We start from the raw sequence: 20,673 nt of genomic DNA on the forward strand, positions 1-20,673 counted from the left end.
TTTATGGTCCGGGTCGGCGGCGGGGCTTTGCTGGAGCCGGCCTTGCCGGCGAAGGGACGCGCTACGGTACATCTTCATACACTGTTTTCGACCATCCGCCTGACACCGCTGGGCGTATACCTGCATGACAGTTATAATCAGCCGATTTTCCCCTCCGCCAAGACACTGAGCCCATGACTGAGTCCGTTCTTGACTACATGACCCGCCTGGGTCGCGCCGCCCGTGAGGCCGCGCGCGTGATTGCCCGCGCCAGCACCGCGCAGAAGAACCGCGCCCTGCACGCTGCCGCCAATGCCCTGGACGCCGCCCGCGCCGAGCTGGGTGCCGCCAACGAACTGGACCTGGCTGCCGGTCGCGCCAATGGTCTGGAGCCGGCCATGCTCGAGCGCCTGGCGCTGACCCCGGCCCGCATCGACGGCATGATCGTCGGCCTGCGCCAGGTGGCCAGCCTGCCGGACCCGGTCGGTGCCATCCGCGACATGAGCTATCGCCCCTCCGGCATCCAGGTCGGCAAGATGCGCGTACCGCTGGGCGTCATCGGCATCATCTACGAGTCGCGCCCCAACGTGACCATCGACGCTGCCAGCCTGTGCCTGAAGTCGGGCAACGCCACCATCCTGCGTGGCGGCTCCGAAGCCATTCATTCCAACCGTGCCATTGCCGCCTGCATCCAGCGCGGCCTGGCCGAGGCCGACCTGCCCGCGGCGGTGGTGCAGGTGGTCGAGGTCACCGACCGCGAGGCGGTGGGCGCGCTGATCAGCATGCCCGAGTACGTCGACGTGATCGTGCCCCGTGGCGGCAAGGGCCTGATCGAACGGGTCAGCCGCGACGCACGGGTGCCGGTGATCAAGCACCTGGACGGCATCTGCCACGTGTACGTGGCCGAGCACGCCGAGCTGGACAAGGCCCAACGCATCGCCTTCAACGCCAAGACCTATCGCTACGGCATCTGCGGCGCCATGGAAACCCTGCTGGTCGACCAGTCGGTCGCCGCGGCGTTCCTGCCGGCGATGGCCAGCCAGTTTCGCGACAAGGGCGTGGAGCTGCGGGGCTGCGAGCGCACCCGGCAGATCATCGAGGCACTGCCGGCCAGCGAAGACGACTGGAGCACCGAGTACCTGGCGGCGATTCTGTCGATTCGCGTGGTCGATGGCCTGGATGCGGCCATCGAGCACATCAACCACTATGGTTCGCACCATACCGATTCGATCGTCACCGAACACCAGGGTCAGGCCCGGCGCTTTACCGCCGAGGTCGACTCCTCGTCGGTGATGATCAACACCCCGACCTGCTTTGCCGACGGCTTCGAGTACGGCCTGGGGGCCGAGATCGGCATTTCCACCGACAAGCTGCATGCACGCGGCCCGGTCGGCCTGGAAGGGCTGACCTGCGAGAAGTACGTGGTGATCGGTGACGGCCAGCTGCGCGGTCAGGAGTCGTTCTGACCTTGGCCGAGCACAGCCCGCTCGCCGTTGCTGCCACGCCGTCGCCCGCCCGGCGCATCGGCGTGCTCGGCGGCACGTTCGATCCGGTGCACATCGGTCACCTGCGCAGTGCGCTGGAGGTGGCCGAGGTGCTGACGCTGGACGAACTGCGCCTGATGCCCAATGCGCGCCCGCCGCACCGCGACATCCCGCAGGTGTCGGCGCAGGATCGCCTGGCCATGGTCGAGCGCGCGGTCGAGGGCGTGCCCCTGCTGAGCGTCGATGCGCGTGAGCTGGCCCGGGACAAGCCGTCCTACACCATCGATACGCTGGAGCTGATGCGCGCCGAAATGGCCGCTGACGACCAGTTGTTCCTGCTGCTGGGCTGGGACGCATTCTGCGGCCTGCCGAGCTGGCATCGCTGGGAAGAGTTGTTGCAACACTGTCATATCCTGGTGCTTCAGCGCCCGGATGCCGACGTCGAGTCGCCGGATGCCCTGCGCAACCTGCTGGCCGCACGTTCGGTGAGTGACCCGCAAGCCCTGCAGGGGCCGGCCGGGCACATAGCATTCGTCTGGCAGACACCCTTGTCGGTGTCGGCCACGCAGATCCGACAGCTGCTGGCCAGCGGCAAGTCGGTGCGGTTTCTGGTGCCGGACGCAGTACTGGCCTATATCGATGCGCACGGCCTGTACCGTGTGCCGAACTGAGTGCGCCAACGGCGCCTCATACCTACGAGTTGAATGAGTTTTATATGAGCAAGCAAGAAATGATTAAAGGCGAAGAGCTGGTCAAGGTCGCGGTAGCTGCCCTTGAAGACGTCAAGGCCCAGGACGTCCTGGTCATCGACGTTCGCGACAAGCAGAGCATCACCGACTACATGATCATCGCCACCGGTACCTCCAACCGCCAGATCAGCGCGATGCTGGACAAGGTCCGCCAGATGGTCAAGGAGAAGGGCGTTCGTCCGCTGGGCGAAGAAGGCAAGGGCGACAGCGACTGGGTGCTGCTGGACCTGGACGACGTCATCGTGCACATGATGACCGCCTCGGCCCGTCAGTTCTACGACCTGGAGCGCCTGTGGAAAGGTGCCGAGCAGAGCCGTGCCGCCGATGGCAAGCACCACAGCCCGGAGCACACCCACGAGCACTTCGCCAAGCTCAACAAAGACCAGGAATAAGGTAGCCCCGTGCGTCTGCGTCTGATCGCGGTCGGCTCGCGCATGCCCAAATGGGTCGAGGACGGCTGGCATGAATATGCCAAGCGCCTGCCGTCGGAGCTGTCCCTGGAGCTGGTGGAGATACCGCTCAACACGCGCGGCAAGAATGCCGACGTTGCCCGCCTGATCCGTCAGGAGGGCGAGGCCATGCTGGCCAAGGTCCAGCCGGGCGAGCGTATCGTCACCCTCGAGGTGCACGGCAAGCCGTGGAGCACCGAACAGCTGGCGGTCGAACTGGACCGCTGGCGCCTCGACTCGCGTACCGTCAACTTCATGGTCGGCGGCCCCGAAGGGCTGGCGCCGGAAGTCTGTGCGCGGGCCGAGCAGCGCTGGTCGCTGTCGCCGCTGACCTTGCCGCACCCGTTGGTAAGGATACTGATCGGCGAACAGCTGTACCGCGCCTGGACCGTGTTGTCCGGGCACCCTTACCACAAATAGTCGTAAGCCTTTTCAATGTCGCAGCCGATTCGCCTCAAGGACCACGAGAAAGACGCCCGCCTGGTGCGTAGCCGCGTCGTGGTCGGCGCAGTCGCGATCGTGCTGCTGATTTGCGTGCTGATCGCCCGGCTGTACTACCTGCAGGTCATTCAGTACGACTACCACTCCACGCTGTCGGAGAACAACCGGGTGCATGTGCAGCCGATCCCGCCGACACGCGGGCTGATCTTCGACCGCAACGGGGTGATCGTCGCCGACAACCGGCCAAGCTTCAGCCTGACCATGACCCGCGAGCGTTCCGGTGACTGGCAGCAGGTACTCGATTCCATTGTCGAGGTGCTGGAGCTGACCGAGGACGACCGGGCACTGTTCGAAAAACGCATGCGCCAGGGGCGTCGGCCCTTCGAGCCGGTACCGATCCTGTTCGAGCTGACCGAAGAGCAGATCGCCCGGATAGCGGTGAACCAGTTCCGTCTGCCGGGTGTGGAGGTGGCGGCGCAGCTGGTACGCCATTACCCGCAGGGTGCGCACTTTGCGCATTCGGTCGGCTATGTGGGGCGCATCAACGAAAAAGAGCTCAAGTCCCTCGACCCGGTCAACTACAGTGGCACCCACCATATCGGCAAGACCGGTATCGAGCGCTTCTACGAAGCCGAGCTGCATGGCCAGGTCGGCTACGAAGAGGTCGAGACCAACGCCCGTGGCCGGGTGCTGCGGGTGCTCAAGCGTACCGATCCGATCCCCGGCAAGGACATCGTCCTGAGCCTGGACATCAAGCTGCAGGAAGCTGCCGAAGCGGCGCTGGGCGGTCGTCGTGGCGCGATCGTGGCGCTCGACCCGAACACAGGTGAAGTGCTGGCGATGGTCAGTCAGCCGAGCTTCGACCCCAACCCCTTCGTCACCGGCATCAGCTTCAAGGCCTATGCCGAGCTGCGCGACTCGATCGACCGCCCGCTGTTCAACCGCGTACTGCGCGGCCTGTACCCGCCGGGGTCGACGATCAAGCCGGCAGTGGCCATCGTCGGCCTGGACACCGGCGCGGTCACGGCCACCTCGCGGGTGTTCGACCCGGGCTACTACCAACTGCCCAACTATGACCACAAGTACCGCAACTGGAACCGCACCGGCGATGGCTGGGTCGACCTCGACACGGCGATCATGCGTTCCAACGACACCTATTTCTACGACCTGGCGCACAAGGTCGGCATCGACCGGCTTTCGGCCTACATGAACCGCTTCGGCATCGGCCAGAAGGTCGCGCTGGACATGTTCGAGGAATCCTCCGGGCTGATGCCGTCGCGTGACTGGAAGCGCGCGACCCGGCGCCAGGCGTGGTTCCCCGGCGAGACACTGATCCTCGGCATCGGCCAGGGCTACATGCAGGCCACGCCGCTGCAACTGGCCCAGGCCACCGCGCTGATCGCCAGCAAGGGCAAGTGGAACCGCCCGCACCTGGCCAAGACCGTCGAGGGCGTGCGGCCGGTGGACGAGAACCCGATGGAAGACATCGTGCTGCGTGACAAGGCCGACTGGAACAGGGTCACCCACGGCATGGAGATGGTGATGCACGGTGCCCGTGGTACCGCGCGCAAGGCCGCCATCGGCGCGCAGTACCGCATCGCCGGCAAGAGTGGTACCGCGCAGGTGGTCGCGATCAAGCAGGGCGAGAAGTATGACCGCAACAAGGTGCAGGAGCGTCACCGCGACCACGCCCTGTTCGTGTCCTTCGCCCCGGCCGAAAACCCGAAGATCGTGGTGTCGGTGATGGTCGAGAACGGCGAGTCCGGCTCCGGCGTGGCCGCCCCCGTGGTGCGCCAGGTGATGGACGCCTGGCTGCTCGACCAGAACGGTCGCCTCAAGCCTGAATACGCCAACCCCGCGGGCGCCCCGACCAATGTGTCGGTGACCACCCCGGCCGCCCCGCCAGCCAACCCTACAACCGCGCAGGAAACGGCCCGTGAAGAGTAATTTCGATCGCATGCTCTCCAGCGAGGACGTGATGCGCCGCCGCGCCAGCTTCCTGCAGCGCATCCACGTCGACGGCCCGCTGCTGGTGCTGCTGCTGACCCTGGCCGCCGGCAGCCTGTTCGTGCTGTATTCGGCCAGCGGCAAGAACTGGGACATGCTGCTCAAGCAGGCGTCCTCGTTCGGCCTGGGCCTGGTGTCGATGTTCGTCATCGCCCAGCTGGAGCCACGCTTCATGGCGCGCTGGGTGCCACTGGCGTACGTCGGCGGGGTGATCCTGCTGGTGGTGGTGGACGTGATGGGCCACAACGCCATGGGCGCCACGCGCTGGATCAACATCCCCGGGGTGATCCGCTTCCAGCCGTCGGAGTTCATGAAGATCATCATGCCGGCGACCATCGCCTGGTACCTGGCCAAGCGCACCCTGCCGCCGCACCTCAAGCACGTGATGATCAGCCTGATCCTGATCGGTGTGCCGTTCATTCTCATCGTGCGCCAGCCCGACCTGGGCACCGCGTTGCTGATCCTGGCCTCGGGCGCGTTCGTGCTGTTCATGGGCGGGCTGCGCTGGCGCTGGATCCTCAGCGTGCTGGCGGCGGCAGTGCCGGTGGCGGTGGCGATGTGGTTCTTCGTCATGCACGACTACCAGAAGCAGCGCGTGCTGACCTTCCTCGACCCGGAAAGCGACCCGTTGGGCACCGGCTGGAACATCATCCAGTCCAAGGCGGCGATCGGCTCGGGTGGGGTATTCGGCAAGGGTTGGCTGCTCGGCACCCAGTCGCACCTGGACTTTCTGCCCGAGAGCCACACCGACTTCATCATCGCCGTGCTCGGCGAGGAATTCGGCCTGGTGGGCATCTGCGCGCTGCTGCTGATCTACCTGCTGCTGATCGGTCGCGGCCTGGTGATCACGGCCCAGGCGCAGACGCTGTACGGCAAGCTGCTGGCCGGCAGCCTGACCATGACCTTCTTCGTATACGTGTTCGTCAATATCGGTATGGTGAGCGGCCTGTTGCCCGTGGTGGGCGTGCCGCTGCCCTTCATCAGCTATGGCGGAACTTCGCTCGTGACGCTGCTGTCAGCGTTTGGGGTTTTGATGTCGATCCACACGCACCGCAAATGGATCGCGCAGGTTTGAATAAGGTGAACAATTCAATGCAAGCAATGCGTGGCTGGGTGGCTCGCTGTGCCCCCTGGGTCGGGCTGTTGGGGCTGCTGGCCCCAGGTCAGCAGGCGAGTGCCGCCGATTATGACGGCTCGCCCCAGGTGGCCGAGTTCGTCGGCGAGATGACCCGCGACTACGGCTTTGCCGGCGAGCAACTGATGGCGGTGTTTCGCGAGGCGCAGCGCAAGCAGTCGATCCTGGATGCGATCTCGCGCCCGGCCGAGCGGGTCAAGCCGTGGAAGGAATACCGGCCGATGTTCATCACCGACGCGCGTATCGCCCGCGGTGTGGACTTCTGGCGCCAGCACGAGGCCACCCTGGCGCGCGCCGAAAAGGAATACGGCGTGCCTGCCCAGGTGATCGTGGCGATCATCGGCGTGGAGACCTTCTTTGGCCGCAACACCGGCAATTACCGGGTGATCGACGCGCTGTCGACCCTGGGCTTCGATTACCCGCCGCGGGCCGAGTTCTTCCGCAAGGAGCTGCGCGAGTTCCTGCTGCTGGCCCGCGAAGAGCAGGTCGACCCGCTGACCCTCAAGGGCTCGTACGCCGGCGCCATGGGCCTGCCGCAGTTCATGCCCAGCAGCTTTCGCGCCTATGCCGTGGACTTCGACGGCGACGGCCACATCAATATCTGGACCAACCCGGACGATGCCATCGGCAGCGTGGCCAGCTACTTCAAGCGCCATGGCTGGGTGGCCGGCGAGGGCGTGGTCAGCCGCGCCCAGGTGCGTGGCGAACGTGTCGACGAGGGCCTGAGCCCGGGTATCGAGGCGGTCAAGACCGTCGCGCAGTTGCGGGCACTGGGCTGGTCGAGTCATGATGCGCTGCGCGATGATCTGCCGGTCACCGCCTTCCGGCTCGAAGGCGACAACGGCCCGGAATACTGGCTGGGCCTGAAGAATTTCTACGCGATCACTCGCTACAACCGCAGCGTGATGTACGCCATGGCGGTACATCAACTCTCGGATCAGCTGGTCCAGGCAAGGGGCGCCAGGTAATGCGCGTACTGTTTACTGACACATCTCTCAAACTGATCGGTTGCGCGGCCCTGGGCCTGTTGCTGGTCAGCTGCTCCTCCAGCCGCCCGACGCCGCAAGGTGGCAGCAACGTGGTTCGCGCCAAGCCGGGCCTGGACATCAACCGGGCCCACAAGGACGGCGCGCCGTGGTGGGACGTGGATGTCTCGAAGATCCCCGACGCCACCCCAACGGTGCACACCGGCAACTACAAGGCCAACCCCTACACGGTGCTGGGCAAGACCTACTTCCCGATCCAGGACTCGCGCAACTACCGCGCCGAGGGCACGGCGTCGTGGTACGGCACCAAGTTCCACGGGCAGAACACCGCCAATGGCGAGGTGTACGACCTGTACGGCATGAGTGCGGCGCACAAGACCCTGCCACTGCCGGCCTACGTCAAGGTGACCAACCTGGACAACCAGCGCAGCGTGATCCTGCGGGTCAACGACCGTGGTCCGTTCTATTCGGACCGCATCATCGACCTGTCCTACGCCGCGGCCAAGAAGCTCGGCTACGCCGAAACCGGTACCGCCCGGGTGCGCGTCGAGGGCATCGACCCGCAGCAATGGTGGGCCCAGCGTGGTCAGCAGGCGCCGATGGTGCTCAACCAGCCCCAGGTGGCCCAGACCCAGCCGCTGCCGGCCAGTACCGGCACCGTCGAGCAATGGACCCCGCCGCCGCAGCAGCACGCCGCGGCCGTGGTGCCGGTGCAGGTTGCCAACAACGGCAGCGGGCCGGCCAGCAATGGTCTTTACTTGCAGGTCGGCGCGTTCGCCAACCCGGATGCGGCCGAACTGCTGCGCTCCAAGCTCAGCGGCATGGTCAGCGCGCCGGTGTTCATCAGTTCCATCGTGCGCAACCAGCAGACCCTGCACCGCGTGCGCCTGGGGCCGATCAACAGCCAGGGCGAGGCCCAGCAGATGCAGGACAGCGTGCGCCTGGCCAACCTGGGGCAACCCAAAGTCGTCACGGCAGACTGATCGGGGGGACTGATCGGTTTGTCATGCAGTCGGGCAGAGCAGCCATGTACAATGGCCGTTTTGCTCGCCAGGCCCAGCGCCTGGAATACGTTTTGCCCGCGAGGGCATGAGCCCAATAGCCATTTCGAGAGACGGATGAACATAACCAGCTTTGCCAAACGCCTTTGCCTGCTTGTACCGCTGATGATCGCTCCTGCCGCTTTCGCGGCAGAGCAGATGATGCCGTCGCCGCCGCAACTGGCAGCCAAGTCCTACGTGCTCATGGAAGCCTCCAGCGGCAACATCCTGGTCGAGAACAATGGCGACCAGCGCCTGCCTCCGGCGAGCCTGACCAAGCTGATGACCGCCTACATCGCCACCCTGGACATCCGTCGCGGGCAGATCGGCGAGAACGATCCGGTCACCGTCAGCGAAAACGCCTGGCGTACCGGCGGCTCGCGCATGTTCATCAAGGTCGGCACCCAGGTCAGCGTCAGCGACCTGCTGCACGGCATCATCATCCAGTCCGGCAACGACGCCAGCGTCGCCCTGGCCGAGCACATCGCCGGCAGTGAGGACGCCTTCGCCGACATGATGAACAAGACTGCCACCGACCTGGGCATGAGCAACAGCCACTTCATGAACCCCACCGGCCTGCCGAACCCCGAGCACTACTCCTCGGCGCACGACATGGCGGTGCTGGCACGGGCGATCATCCACGAGGATCCGGCGCACTACGCGATCTACTCGCAGAAGGAATTCTTCTGGAACAACATCAAGCAGCCCAACCGCAACCTGCTGCTGTGGCGCGACAAGACCGTCGACGGCCTGAAGACCGGCCACACCGACGAGGCGGGCTACTGCATGGTGTCCTCGGCAGTACGTGACGGCATGCGCCTGATCGCCGTGGTGTTCGGTACCAACAGCGAGCAATCGCGCGCTGCCGAAACCCAGAAGCTGCTGACCTACGGTTTCCGCTTCTTCGAGACCCAGACCTTCTACCAGAAGGGCACCGAACTGGCCCAGGCGCCGGTGTGGAAGGGCAAGACAGCCCAGGTCAAGGCAGGTCTTGCCGAAGACCTGAGCATGACTTTGCCTAAAGGCCAATTGAAGAAGCTGGCTGCAAGCATGACCATGAACCCGCAACTGACCGCGCCCATCGCCAAAGGTGACGTGATCGGTAAAGTGGAAGTCAAACTGGATGACAATGTGGTACACAGCGCCGACCTGATCGCGCTGGACGACGTGGAGGAAGGTGGTTTCCTGCGTCGTGCGTGGGATAGCATTCGGCTATTCTTCTACGGGCTGTTCAACTGATATCGTGACCTGCCATGCCCCCGCACACTCACGCGGGGGCATTGTTGTTGCCACGGCTTACGAGGCCGTTACTGCCATGACCGAACCAGACGTCAAGTCGCACAAGATCGAATTCCCCTGCGCCGATTACCCGATCAAGATAATCGGCGACACCGTGGTCCATTTCAGGGACACGGTGATCGAGATTCTCAAGAAATACGCCGAGGTCGACCTCAAGACCCTGGCCGAGCGCCAGAGCAAGGAAGGCAAGTACACCACGGTGCAGCTGCACATCATTGCCACCAGTGAAGACCAGTTGCAGAACATCAACAGTGCCCTGCGCGCGACCGGAATCGTGAAAATGGTGCTCTGATGTCGGCCAGCCTCGGCTTTCGCGACCTCGGCCTGCTGCCTTACACGGCCGTGCTCGAGGCCATGCGTCGGTTCACCGACCAGCGTGGCCCGGGCACGGCCGATGAAGTGTGGCTGGTTGAACACCCGCCGGTGTTCACCCAGGGCCAGGCCGGCAAGGCCGAGCACCTGCTGCTGCCGGGAGATATCCCGGTGGTGCAGACCGACCGCGGTGGCCAGGTGACCTACCATGGACCGGGTCAGCTAGTGGCCTACCTGTTGCTCGATGTACGCCGCCTGGGCTTTGGCGTGCGTGACCTGGTCAGCCGCATGGAGCGCTGCCTGATCGAGCTGCTGGGCAGTTATGGCGTCGAGGCGGCGGCCAAGCCCGACGCGCCTGGCGTCTACGTCGACGGGGCGAAGATCGCCTCCCTCGGCTTGCGCATTCGCAATGGCTGTTCTTTTCATGGCCTTGCCTTGAACGTGGACATGGACCTTGCGCCATTCCGCCGGATTAACCCCTGCGGGTATGCGGGGCTGGCCATGACCCAGCTGCGCGATCAGGCAGGCCCGATCGAACTCACCGAGGTAAGGGCAAGGCTGCGCGGGCAGCTGGTCAAGCACCTCGACTATGCTGAGCAGACGACCCTTGCGGGCGGAATCGACTGAATATGAATACTGTTGTGCAAGAACCGCAGCAAACCCTTATTCCCACTCAGGACGTCAGCGCGCGCCCGGCCCCACGGCCCAAGGTCGAAGCTGGCGTCAAGCTGCGTGGCGCCGAAAAGGTTGCACGTATCCCGGTCAAGATCATCCCGACCGAGGAACTGCCGAAAAAACCTGACTGGATCCGCGTGCGCATCCCGGTGTCGCCGGAAGTCGACCGCATCAAGCAGCTGCTGCGCAAGCACAAGCTGCACAGCGTGTGCGAAGAGGCTTCCTGCCCGAACCTGGGCGAGTGCTTCTCGGGTGGCACCGCCACCTTCATGATCATGGGTGACATCTGCACCCGTCGCTGCCCGTTCTGCGACGTCGGCCACGGCCGGCCCAAAGCGCTGGATGTCGACGAGCCGATGAACCTGGCCGTGGCCATCGCCGACCTGCGCCTGAAGTATGTGGTGATCACCTCGGTGGACCGCGACGACCTGCGTGACGGCGGTGCCCAGCACTTTGCCGACTGCCTGCGCGAGATCCGCAAGCTGTCGCCGGGCGTGCAGCTGGAAACCCTGGTGCCGGACTACCGCGGACGCATGGACGTGGCACTGGCGATCACGGCGCAAGAGCCGCCGGATGTGTTCAACCACAACCTGGAAACCGTGCCGCGCCTGTACAAGGCCGCGCGTCCGGGTTCGGACTACCAGTGGTCGCTGACCCTGCTGCAGAAGTTCAAGGAGCTGGTGCCGCACGTACCGACCAAGTCCGGCCTGATGCTGGGCCTGGGCGAGACCGACGAGGAAGTGATCGAGGTTATGCATCGCATGCGCGAGCACAACATCGACATGCTGACCCTGGGCCAGTACCTGCAGCCATCGCGCAGCCACTTGCCGGTGCAGCGCTTCGTGCACCCGGACACCTTCGCCTGGTTCGCCGAGGAAGGCTACAAGATGGGCTTCAAGAACGTCGCCTCGGGCCCGCTGGTGCGTTCGTCGTACCATGCCGACCAACAGGCGCACGAGGCCAAGATCAAGCTGTGACCGGCGTGTGACTGGCTGAAAAAAGGCCCCCGTACCAGCGATGGTACGGGGGCCTTTTTGTTGATGGCTTCACTGGCTTCTTCGCCGGCAAGGCCGGCTCCTACAGGCTGTGGGAGCCGGCCCTGCCGTCGCGCTGTCAGCGCTTGCGCAGGCTTTCCAGCAACTTGTGCGTCGGGTAGCCATCGGCCGGCCAGCCCTGCGCCTGCTGCGCACTGCGGATGGCCTTGCGCGTGTTGGCGCCGATGATCCCGTCTGCGGTGCCCGCGTCATAATTGTTGGCGCTGAGCAGTTGCTGCAGCTCGATCCGCTCGCTGCGGCTCAGCGGCAGGTCATCCTTTGGCCACGACCCGCGAATGAAGCCCGAGTTGTCGAAGCGTTCCGCCAGCAGGCTTACGGCCAGCGCATAGGACGACGAGTTGTTGTACTTGAGGATCGCGCGGAAATTGTCCAGCACCAGGAATGCCGGGCCACGGGCGCCCGCCGGCAGCAGCAGGGCGGCCGACAGCTGTTCGGTACCAGCCGGGGCACGGGCACCGGCTGGCAGGGTCACACCCAGTTGCTGCCACTCCGCCACGCTCTTGCGCAGGCTGCCATCGGCCAGCCAGTAGTCGAAGCTGCCTGGCACCTGGACTTCGAAGCCCCAGGGCTCGCCACGTTTCCAGCCGGAGCTTTGCAGGTAGTGCGCGGTGGAGGCCAGCGCATCGGCCGAGCTCTTCCAGATGTCGCGGCGACCGTCGCCGTCGAAGTCCACGGCGTGGGTGTTGTAGGTGGTCGGGATGAACTGGGTCTGGCCCATTGCGCCGGCCCACGAACCCAGCATGGCCTCGGGCTGGATATCGCCGTTCTGCAGGATCTGCAGGGCCGCGATCAGCTGCGCCTGGGCAAATGCCGGGCGGCGTCCTTCATAGGCCAGGGTGGCCAGGGAGCGGATCACCGACTTGCTGCCCTGGAACTGGCCGAAGTTGCTCTCCATGCCCCATACCGACACCAGTACGCTGCGGTCCACGCCATAGCGTTGCTCCAGCTGGCTGAGCAGGACGGCATGCTGGTCGAGCAGCTTCTTGCCGTTGCGAACGCGCAGGGGCGACAGCGCGCCCTCGAGGTATTCCCACACCGGCCGGGTGAATTCGGGTTGGCTGCGGTCGGCCTTGATCACGTCCATGTCGGGGGTGATGCCGATGAACGCGCGGTCGAAGGTGGCCGGGGTGATGCCGGCCTGCAGGGCCTGCTGACGAAAGCCGGCTTGCCATTGGGCAAAGGTCTGCAGGGGCTGGATTTCCGGGCTGGCGTCGGTGTTCGGGGTGGGCAGGGTGACCACCGGGGCAGGTTGCGCGGGAGCCAGGGGCAGGGTGTCGGCGACGGTAGGTTGCTCGGCACAGGCGACGAGCAGGATAAGGCTGGAAGCTGCGGTCAGCTGGCGAAGTTGCCGGCGACGGGAGGGGCATAAGGGCATGCATGGGTCCAGGTATTTCAGGTCAGGTGACGACCATATCATGCCTGTGGGTTTCTTGCTTTCATGCGGCCAAAAAGTGAGAAGCCTCCCAATCTCTCGATTGGAAGGCTTCGCGGCGGTAGCTGCCTTTGCCTTTGCCGGCGGGTTCCTGACGGCTGCGGAACAAGGGCTGGGCGATGATCGATTTGGCCTTGTTGGGCCGGTGCTTTGCGGGCTTTTTGCTCATGGCAGAGGTCCTGCTCAGATGGGTGTGGGCGCAATATAGGCGCTGAACCCCTCGCAGGCAAGGGCAGAGCCGGCATTGCCGGCGATGGGCTGCGCAGCGGCCCCCCAGAAGCTTCGGCGGTGCTGACCGTCAGTTGGGGGTTACTCGGCAGGCAATGCCAGCCGCTGCCCCGCCATCAACAGCGACAGCCGCGACAGGCTCACCCAGGGCGAGCCCTGGGCCTGGCCCTTTATCTGCGCATCGATGCGCTGGGCATCCTGCAGCAGCTGCGCCCAGCGTTGCGCCGAGTAACGCTGCAGGGCCTTGCTCATCAACGGCTTGCGCTTGTCCCACACTGGCGGGCGAGCCTGGCTGAACGCCTTGTCCAGCGGCACGCCCTGGGCGAACTGCTGGGCCAGGCCGGCCAGTACACGCAGCTCGCGCGCCAGTGCCCAGAGGATCACCGGTGGCTCGACCCCTTCGCCGCGCAGCCCCTCGAGCATGCGCAGTGCATGCGCGGCCTCGCCGTTGAGGATCGCATCGACCAGGCCAAACACGTCGAAACGTGCACTGTCGGCCACTGCTGCCTGCACGGTTTCCACGGTGATCGTGTTGCCGTCGGCCAGCAGCTTGAGCTTTTCGATCTCCTGCGCTGCGGCCAGCAGGTTGCCTTCGACCCGTGCGGCGATCAGCTCTACCGCATCACGCTGGGCCGAGAGCCCGGCCTGGGCCAGGCGCTGGTTGATCCATTGCGGCAGCTGTTGGGTGTCGACCGGCCAGATCTGCACGAACTGCACCTGCTGGCCTTCGATCAGGGCCTTGCCCCACTTGGTCTTCTGCGCGCTGCCATCAAGTTTGGGCAGACTGACCAGCAGCAGGGTGTCGTCGGCCGGGCGCGCACAGTATTCGATCAGTGCCGCCGCGCCCTTGTCGCCGGGCTTGCCCGATGGCAGGCGCAGCTCCAGCACACGCTTTTGCGCGAACAGCGACAGGCTGGCACCGGCCTGCAGCAGGGTGCCCCAGTCGAAGTTGGCATCGGCGCTGAACACCTGGCGTTCGTCGAACCCTTGCTGGCGAGCCGCCAGGCGCACCGCATCGGCGGCTTCCTGGCACAGCAACGGGTCGTCGCCACTGATCACGTAGACCGGTGCGAGGTTGCCTTGCAGGTGTTTGGGCAGTTGGGCAGGTGTGAGCTTCATAGGGCAGATAGACGGGGCGCCGAAGCGCCCCGTTCAGGCTCAGTTGGCCGGCAGTTCCAGCGGCGATTGCTGGGGGGTTGCATCCTGGGCACGACGTGCAGCTTCAAGCGCCTGGGCTTCGGCCTTGGCCCGCTCATCGGCCTGCTGTTGCAGGCTTTCGAGCTGCTCGGGGGTCAGTTGCTGCAGGCGCAGCACCATGCGCTGTACCAGCTCGCGACGAATCTCGTCACGGATCTGGCCGGCTTCCTGATCGGAACCGGTCAGGTTGTTGCTGTCGTGCACGTAGACCTTCTGCACTTCGATCTTGTCGTTCAGCAGGCTCAGGTTGTCCAGGCCCTTGATTTCGTAGCTAAGCTCGGTGGTCAGCTCGTACTCCACCGAACGGCCGGCGCCGGCATAGCTGGCCGCGCGCTGGTTTTCCTGTTCGTTGGTCAGGATCAGCTTGTACGGCGCACCTGTGTGCACGTTGACGCCGCTGGTTTGCAGTACCTGGCGCAGCTGGGTCACGGTTTCGCCATAGGCGTTGCGCGCGCTCAGGTCGATTTCCTTGAGGCTCAGCTCGGTGACACCGGTGCCGCGCAGCTGGAAACCGCAGGCGCTGAGCAGGACCGCCAGGCCCATCACCAGCAGATTGCGTTTGATCATCTTGTTGCTCCCTTGAACCTTGTAGGCGGTGCGGGCGCCATCAAGGCGCCCGTTGCTCTCAGTTGGCGACGATATTGACCAGCTTGCCAGGTACCACGATGACCTTGCGGATGCTCAGGCCTTCGGTGAAACGCAGCACGTTCTCGTTGCTGCGCGCGGCGGCCTCGATTTCTTCACGGCTGGCGCCGGCCGGCATTTCGATGTGCCCGCGCAGCTTGCCGTTGACCTGGATGACCAGTTCGAGGGTGTCCTGCACCAGCGCGCTTTCGTCGACCGCCGGCCAGCCGGCATCGATGATGGCCTGGGTGTGGCCCAGGCGCTGCCACAACTCGTGGCTGATGTGCGGGGTGATCGGCGCCAGTATCAGGGCCACGGTCTCCAGGCCTTCCTGGATCAGTGCGCGGTCCAGGTCGGTGGCTTGCGAGGCCTTTTCCAGCACGTTCATCAGGGTCATCACCTGGGCGATGGCGGTGTTGAACTTGTTGTGCTGGCCCACGTCGATGCTGGCCTGGCGGATCGCCGAATGGGTGGCACGGCGTACCAGCTTCTGTGCGTCGTTCAGGTTGCCCAGCTCCAGCTTGCCCGGCAGGCCCTGGCCAACGTGGGCCTGGGCCAGGCGCCAGACGCGGCGCAGGAAGCGGTTGGCACCCTCGACGCCGGAGTCGGACCATTCCAGGCTCATGTCGGGCGGCGAAGCGAACATCATGAACAGGCGGCAGGTGTCGGCACCGTAGGCTTCGATCATCGATTGCGGGTCGACGCCGTTGTTCTTGGACTTGGACATCTTCTCGGTGCCACCGATGATCACCGGCAGGCCGTCGGTCTTCAGGCGCGCACTGATGGCCTTGCCCTTGGCATCCAGCTCGACTTCGACGTCGGCCGGGTTGAACCAGTCCTGGCCGCCGTTGCTGGCGACACGGTAGTAGGTGTCGGCCACGACCATGCCCTGGGTCAGCAGGTTCTTGAACGGCTCGTTGGAGGTGACCAGCCCTTCGTCGCGCATCAGCTTGTGGAAGAAGCGTGCGTACAGCAGGTGCAGGATCGCGTGCTCGATACCGCCGATGTATTGATCGACCGGCAGCCAGTGGTTGGCCGCCTTAGGGTCGACCAGGCCCTGGTCGTAGTTGGGCGAGGCATAACGGGCGAAGTACCAGGACGACTCGACGAAGGTGTCCATGGTGTCGGTTTCGCGCTTGGCCGGCTTACCGCATTTCGGGCAGCTGCATTCGTAGAATTCAGGCAGGCGCGCCAGCGGCGAGCCGGCGCCGTCCGGAACCACGTTCTCCGGCAGGATGACCGGCAGTTGGTCTTCCGGCACCGGTACGTCGCCACAGGCGTCGCAATGGATGATCGGGATCGGGCAGCCCCAGTAGCGCTGGCGGCTGATGCCCCAGTCGCGCAGGCGGAACTGGGTGCGCGATTGGCCCAGGCCCTTGGTGATCAGGGCGGCTTCGATGGCATCGAAGGCGCCGGGGAAGTCCAGGCCGTCGAACGCGCCGGAGTTGATCAGCTGGCCGTGCTCGTTGTAGGCGGCCTGCCATTCGCTGCCCACTTGATCGCCGGCACTGGTGCGCACCACGGTCTTGATCGGCAGCTTGTACTTGGTGGCGAACTCGAAGTCGCGTTCGTCGTGGGCCGGTACGGCCATGACTGCGCCGTCGCCGTAGTGCATCAGCACGTAGTTGGCGACCCACACCGGGAGCTTCTCGCCGGTCAGCGGGTGCTCGACCAGCAGCGAAGTGGCCAGGCCCTTCTTCTCCTGGGTGGCGACGTCGGCTTCGGCAACGCTGCCGCTCTTGCACTCGTCGATGAACGCCTGCAGCTCAGGGTTGCCCTTGGCTGCGAGGGTCGCCAGCGGGTGCTCTGCGGCCACTGCCACGTAGGTGGCGCCCATCAGGGTGTCGGGGCGGGTGGTGAAGACTTTCAGCGTGCCCGCTTCGCCGATGCTGGCCTGGTCGTAGGGGAACTGCACTTCCATGCCGCGCGACTTGCCGATCCAGTTGCGCTGCATGGTCTTGACCTGTTCAGGCCAGCCCGGCAGCTCGTCGAGGCTTTCCAGCAGCTCGTCGGCGTAGGCGGTGATCTTGAAGTAGTACATCGGGATTTCGCGCTTTTCGATCAGCGCGCCGGAACGCCAGCCACGGCCGTCGATGACCTGCTCGTTGGCCAGTACGGTCTGGTCGGCCGGGTCCCAGTTCACGGTGCCGTTCTTGCGGTAGATCACGCCCTTTTCGAACAGGCGGGTGAACAGCCACTGCTCCCAGCGGTAGTAGTCCGGCTTGCAGGTGGTGATCTCGCGGGTCCAGTCGATCGCCAGGCCCAGGCTCTTGAGCTGGGTCTTCATGTAATCGATGTTTTCGTAGGTCCACTTGGCCGGTGCCACGTTGTTCTTCATCGCGGCGTTTTCCGCCGGCATGCCGAAGGCGTCCCAGCCCATTGGCTGCAGGACGTTCTTGCCGAGCATGCGCTGGTAGCGCGCGATCACGTCGCCGATGGTGTAGTTGCGCACGTGCCCCATGTGTAGCTTGCCGCTTGGGTAAGGGAACATCGACAGGCAGTAGTAGGTGTCCTTGCCTGGCTGTTCACTGACGTCAAAAGAGTGGTGCTCGTTCCAGTAAGACTGGGCGGCGGCTTCGATTTCGCGGGGCTGATAGAGTTCGTGCATGGCTACTTTGCGCTGAGAAATGGGAGACCTTATCCAGGCTGGTTCAAAACCGTTGTGCCCGGCAATCCGGTGTCAAGAGTGAACGCCGTAGCATACATGACCCCCGTCCATCGTGGGAAACCCTGATTGCACCGGATCGGCCGGCGTTCCGTTGGTCGCGGCAACGGGCTGGTTTTGGGAGTGCCGCTAAGCTGACGTGTGGGGGGAGATGAATCTTATCTTCAATGAGGTGAACGGATGGGAGAGTCGCAGCTGGAACCACTGAAGCCGGAGATTTACGAGCGGTTGCTCGATCGCCTGGGGCTTGCCCTGGATGTCGCCCGTACGGCCGCTCGATTGCGTGATGAAATGCCTGCCGAACTGGAACTGCGTGGCCTGAGCCGCGCCGAATTCGACGTGATCAGGGCCTATCTGGCGTCGTTGCCGGAGGGTGCGCCGGGTCGTGCCGAAGCGATGCAGCAAGCGCAGCCGCCGTCCAGGGCCAAGGTCGTCTGGCTCAAGCAGGCGGCGCGTTCCACCCACACGGCAAAGCCCGGAAAGCTGCACTGCAAATAGATAGGCAGTTGCCGGGCACAATCAGGCGCAGGCGGAGTGCGCCACTGGCACCATGATTCCCATTGATCGGCGCCTGGCGGCATTGTTGCCAGGCGCCGTTTGTCTGTAGCCTTGGGCATCCATGGAGGTGCCTGATGCCATTTCGCTATTTCATCAAACAACTGATTCTGCCGCCCGGCGTGCTGCTGTTGCTGCTGCTGGCAGCGTGGTGGCTGCGCCGGTCCTGGCCGCGTACCTCGCTGTTGTGTTTCATCGCCGGCCTGGGCGGGCTGTGGCTGATGAGCCTGCCGGTGGTGGTGGAGTTCGCGGCGCGCCAGCTGGAGCGTGTGCCGCCGCTTGCGCCGCAGCATTGGCAGGCGCTGGCCGGCCAGGCCGACGCGATCGTGGTGCTGGGCGCCGGGCGCGAGCGCGGTGATCCGGCCTGGGGTGGCGCCGACCAGCCCACCGGCGTGGCACTGGAGCGCATGCGCTACGCGGCGCAACTGGCCAAGGCCAGCGGCCTGCCGCTGTTGACCAGCGGTGGGCTGCACTACGGTACGCCGCCGAGCGAGGCGCGATTGATGGCCGATTCGTTGCAGCGCGATTTCGACGTGCCGGTACGCTGGCTCGAAGAGCAGAGCCGTACCACCTGGGAGAACGCCCAGATGAGCGCCGCGCTGCTGTTGCCGCAGGGGGTGAAGCGTGTGGTGGTGGTCACCCAGGCCTGGCACATGCCGCGCTCAGTGTGGAGTTTCGAACAGGCGGGGTTCGACGTGGTGGCGGCGCCGGTTGGCTATCTGGGGCATGCCTATGCACGCCCGTTCGGCGGCTGGATGCCCGAGAGCCGCGCCATGTGGCAGAGCGGCCAACTGCTCAACGAAGCAGTCGGCCTGCTGGGTTATCGCCTGTTCTACTAGACCGTCTTGGCAATGCGGCTGGCCAGCAGGGCCCAGCCGAACAGGCCCAGGCACAGGAGGGTCAGCGGCCAGGAGCGCCAGTGCAGGTAGGGCGTGAGTTTCTGCATCGGCACCACTTCACCGTAGAGGATGCCGCGTTCGAACTGCGGAATCTGCGCGGTGATCTTGCCGAACGGGTCGATCAGGCCGGTGACGCCGTTGTTGGTGGCGCGGATCATCCAGCGCCCGGCTTCCAGCGCGCGCATCTGCGCCATCTGCAGGTGCTGGATGGGGCCGATCGACTTGCCGAACCAGGTGTCGTTGCTGATGGTCAGCAGGATGTCGCTCTTGGCGGCAAGGCTGGCGGCCAGTTCCGGGTAGACCACTTCGTAGCAGATCATCGGCGCCAGGTGGTAGCCCTTGGCCTGCAGCATTGCCTGGTCTTCGGGGCCGCGGGCGAAGTCCGACATCGGCAGGTCGAAGAAGGCGATCAGGCCACGCAGCATGTCCTGCAGGGGCACGTACTCGCCAAAGGGCACCAGCTTCTGCTTGAGGTAGGTGCCGTCACCCTCGCCGACCACGGTGATGCCGTTGTAGTAGCGTCGCTGCTGGTGCACCACCTCACGTACCGGCACACCCGTGATCAGCGCCGAATGCCGGTCAGTGGCGAAGCTGCCCATCATGTCCAGGTAGCCCTGGGCCTGCTCCTTGAGCACCGGCACTGCGGTTTCGGGCCACACGATCAGGTCCACGGGCCGGGAACTGAAGCTCATGTCGCGGTACAGCGCCAGTTGCCGGTTGAGCTGCTCGGGGTCCCACTTCAGTTCCTGCTCGATGTTGCCCTGGATTGCCGCGACCTTCAGCGGCTCGCCCGAAGGCACGGTCCAGGCATGGCCCTTGAGCGCCAGGCCGATGATCCACGGGGCGAACAGCAGCAGCGCGCCGATGGCCATGAAGCCCTTGCGCTCGCGCAGGCGATGCAGGTTGCACAGCAGGGCGGCGGTCAGGGCCACGGTGAAGGACACCAGCCACATGCCGCCCAGCGGGGCCAGGCCCGCCAGCGGACCGTCCAGCTGACTGTAGCCGGCATAGAGCCACGGGAAACCGGTGAGAAACCAGCCGCGGAACGCCTCCTGGCCCACCCACAGGGCGGCAAAGCACAGGGCGTCGGCCAGCGGTGCTTCAGGGCGGCGCAGCCAGCGCGCCCACAGCCAGGCCGGCAGGGCGAAAAACCACGCGATGGCGGCGAAGAACAGCAGCATCAGGCCGCCGGCCAGCAGCGCCGAGGCGCCGCCGTAGTCGTGGATGCTGACGTAGATCCACCAGGTGCCAGCACCGAACAGGCCGAAGCCGTAGCACCAGCCGCGCCACAGCGCCTGGCGCGGGCTCAGCTCGCGCAGGCCGAGGTAGAACAGCGCCAGCGACAGCAGCGACAGCGACCAGATGTCGAATGGGGCCAGGCTCAGCGGGGTGAGGGCGCCGGCCGCCACGGCCAGCAGGTTACCGGGCCAGCCGGGGCGGGTGATCCAGCGCATGGTTGTCC

The 20,673-nt window shown here is 65.1% G+C and carries 20 protein-coding genes; 14 read left to right on the forward strand and 6 right to left on the reverse strand.

The genetic code is table 11. From position 1 onward, the window contains the following. Positions 1-173: 173 nt before the first annotated feature. From JZZ72_RS03605 to lipA, 12 genes are all read left to right on the forward strand, one after another. Positions 174-1,445, forward strand: a complete 1,272-nt coding sequence (locus JZZ72_RS03605) for a glutamate-5-semialdehyde dehydrogenase (RefSeq protein ID WP_043863907.1) — start codon at positions 174-176, stop codon at positions 1,443-1,445. Positions 1,446-1,447: 2 nt separating this feature from the next. Next, complete coding sequence (gene nadD / locus JZZ72_RS03610; RefSeq protein WP_210014046.1) at positions 1,448-2,134, forward strand: nicotinate-nucleotide adenylyltransferase; 687 nt, start codon at positions 1,448-1,450, stop codon at positions 2,132-2,134. Between the two features lie 44 nt (positions 2,135-2,178). Further along, positions 2,179-2,604 (forward strand): ribosome silencing factor, encoded by a 426-nt coding sequence (gene rsfS / locus JZZ72_RS03615; protein WP_088514344.1) that lies wholly within the window; start codon positions 2,179-2,181, stop codon positions 2,602-2,604. A gap of 9 nt (positions 2,605-2,613) precedes the next feature. Then, positions 2,614-3,081, forward strand: a complete 468-nt coding sequence (gene rlmH / locus JZZ72_RS03620) for a 23S rRNA (pseudouridine(1915)-N(3))-methyltransferase RlmH (RefSeq protein ID WP_010222895.1) — start codon at positions 2,614-2,616, stop codon at positions 3,079-3,081. A 15-nt stretch (positions 3,082-3,096) separates the two neighbouring features. Next, the gene (mrdA, locus tag JZZ72_RS03625) at positions 3,097-5,049 is read left to right on the forward strand and encodes a penicillin-binding protein 2 (RefSeq protein WP_054916341.1); all 1,953 of its coding nucleotides are present in this window, start codon (positions 3,097-3,099) and stop codon (positions 5,047-5,049) included. Positions 5,050-5,080: 31 nt separating this feature from the next. Then, positions 5,081-6,184 (forward strand): rod shape-determining protein RodA, encoded by a 1,104-nt coding sequence (gene rodA / locus JZZ72_RS03630; RefSeq protein WP_043863944.1) that lies wholly within the window; start codon positions 5,081-5,083, stop codon positions 6,182-6,184. 17 nt (positions 6,185-6,201) lie between these two features. Further along, positions 6,202-7,212, forward strand: coding sequence for a lytic murein transglycosylase B (gene mltB, locus JZZ72_RS03635; protein ID WP_043863903.1), 1,011 nt, complete (start codon positions 6,202-6,204; stop codon positions 7,210-7,212). Further along, on the forward strand, positions 7,212-8,213 hold the full coding sequence (locus JZZ72_RS03640; RefSeq protein WP_043863902.1) for a septal ring lytic transglycosylase RlpA family protein: 1,002 nt from the start codon (positions 7,212-7,214) through the stop codon (positions 8,211-8,213). Before mltB ends, JZZ72_RS03640 begins: the two co-directional genes overlap by 1 nt. Positions 8,214-8,348: 135 nt before the next feature. After that, on the forward strand, positions 8,349-9,509 hold the full coding sequence (locus JZZ72_RS03645) for a D-alanyl-D-alanine carboxypeptidase family protein (protein WP_043863901.1): 1,161 nt from the start codon (positions 8,349-8,351) through the stop codon (positions 9,507-9,509). A 76-nt stretch (positions 9,510-9,585) separates the two neighbouring features. Then, positions 9,586-9,861, forward strand: coding sequence for a DUF493 domain-containing protein (locus JZZ72_RS03650; RefSeq protein WP_043863900.1), 276 nt, complete (start codon positions 9,586-9,588; stop codon positions 9,859-9,861). Continuing rightward, positions 9,861-10,508, forward strand: coding sequence for a lipoyl(octanoyl) transferase LipB (gene lipB, locus JZZ72_RS03655; protein ID WP_043863899.1), 648 nt, complete (start codon positions 9,861-9,863; stop codon positions 10,506-10,508). The genes JZZ72_RS03650 and lipB overlap by 1 nt, the downstream gene beginning before the upstream one ends. A 2-nt stretch (positions 10,509-10,510) precedes the next feature. Further along, on the forward strand, positions 10,511-11,533 hold the full coding sequence (lipA, locus tag JZZ72_RS03660; RefSeq protein WP_043863898.1) for a lipoyl synthase: 1,023 nt from the start codon (positions 10,511-10,513) through the stop codon (positions 11,531-11,533). 136 nt (positions 11,534-11,669) lie between these two features. Here the strand turns inward: lipA and JZZ72_RS03665 are convergent, their stop codons facing one another. The 5 genes from JZZ72_RS03665 to leuS all read right to left on the reverse strand — a co-directional run bounded on the left by JZZ72_RS03665 (position 11,670) and on the right by leuS (position 17,700). Continuing rightward, on the reverse strand, positions 11,670-12,986 hold the full coding sequence (locus JZZ72_RS03665) for a lytic murein transglycosylase (protein WP_043863897.1): 1,317 nt from the start codon (positions 12,984-12,986) through the stop codon (positions 11,670-11,672). 61 nt (positions 12,987-13,047) lie between these two features. Next, the gene (gene arfA, locus JZZ72_RS03670) at positions 13,048-13,212 is read right to left on the reverse strand and encodes an alternative ribosome rescue factor ArfA (RefSeq protein ID WP_054916343.1); all 165 of its coding nucleotides are present in this window, start codon (positions 13,210-13,212) and stop codon (positions 13,048-13,050) included. Between the two features lie 140 nt (positions 13,213-13,352). Next, positions 13,353-14,390: a DNA polymerase III subunit delta gene (holA, locus tag JZZ72_RS03675; protein WP_058540594.1), complete on the reverse strand. Its 1,038-nt coding sequence runs from the start codon at positions 14,388-14,390 to the stop codon at positions 13,353-13,355. A 39-nt stretch (positions 14,391-14,429) separates the two neighbouring features. After that, positions 14,430-15,035 carry an LPS-assembly lipoprotein LptE gene (locus JZZ72_RS03680; protein ID WP_104571896.1) on the reverse strand — a complete coding sequence of 202 codons (606 nt, stop codon included), beginning with the start codon at positions 15,033-15,035 and terminating at the stop codon, positions 14,430-14,432. Between the two features lie 58 nt (positions 15,036-15,093). Continuing rightward, a complete protein-coding gene (gene leuS / locus JZZ72_RS03685; RefSeq protein ID WP_210014047.1) occupies positions 15,094-17,700 on the reverse strand; it encodes a leucine--tRNA ligase in 2,607 nt (868 codons plus the stop codon). A 237-nt stretch (positions 17,701-17,937) separates the two neighbouring features. Between leuS and JZZ72_RS03690 the strand changes: the two genes are divergently transcribed. Together JZZ72_RS03690 and JZZ72_RS03695 are read left to right on the forward strand one after the other, a co-directional pair. Further along, entirely contained in the window at positions 17,938-18,255 is a 318-nt protein-coding gene (locus JZZ72_RS03690) for a hypothetical protein (RefSeq protein WP_043863893.1), read from the forward strand. Positions 18,256-18,389: 134 nt separating this feature from the next. Beyond that, positions 18,390-19,151: a YdcF family protein gene (locus JZZ72_RS03695; RefSeq protein WP_210014048.1), complete on the forward strand. Its 762-nt coding sequence runs from the start codon at positions 18,390-18,392 to the stop codon at positions 19,149-19,151. On the opposite strand, the gene lnt is transcribed toward JZZ72_RS03695, so the two are convergent. Further along, positions 19,148-20,665, reverse strand: coding sequence for an apolipoprotein N-acyltransferase (gene lnt / locus JZZ72_RS03700; protein WP_210014049.1), 1,518 nt, complete (start codon positions 20,663-20,665; stop codon positions 19,148-19,150). The two genes, JZZ72_RS03695 and lnt, sit on opposite strands and share 4 nt — an antisense overlap. Positions 20,666-20,673 lie beyond the last annotated feature (8 nt).

This window comes from Pseudomonas palmensis, from assembly GCF_017848315.1.
Lineage (GTDB): Bacteria > Pseudomonadota > Gammaproteobacteria > Pseudomonadales > Pseudomonadaceae > Aquipseudomonas > Aquipseudomonas palmensis.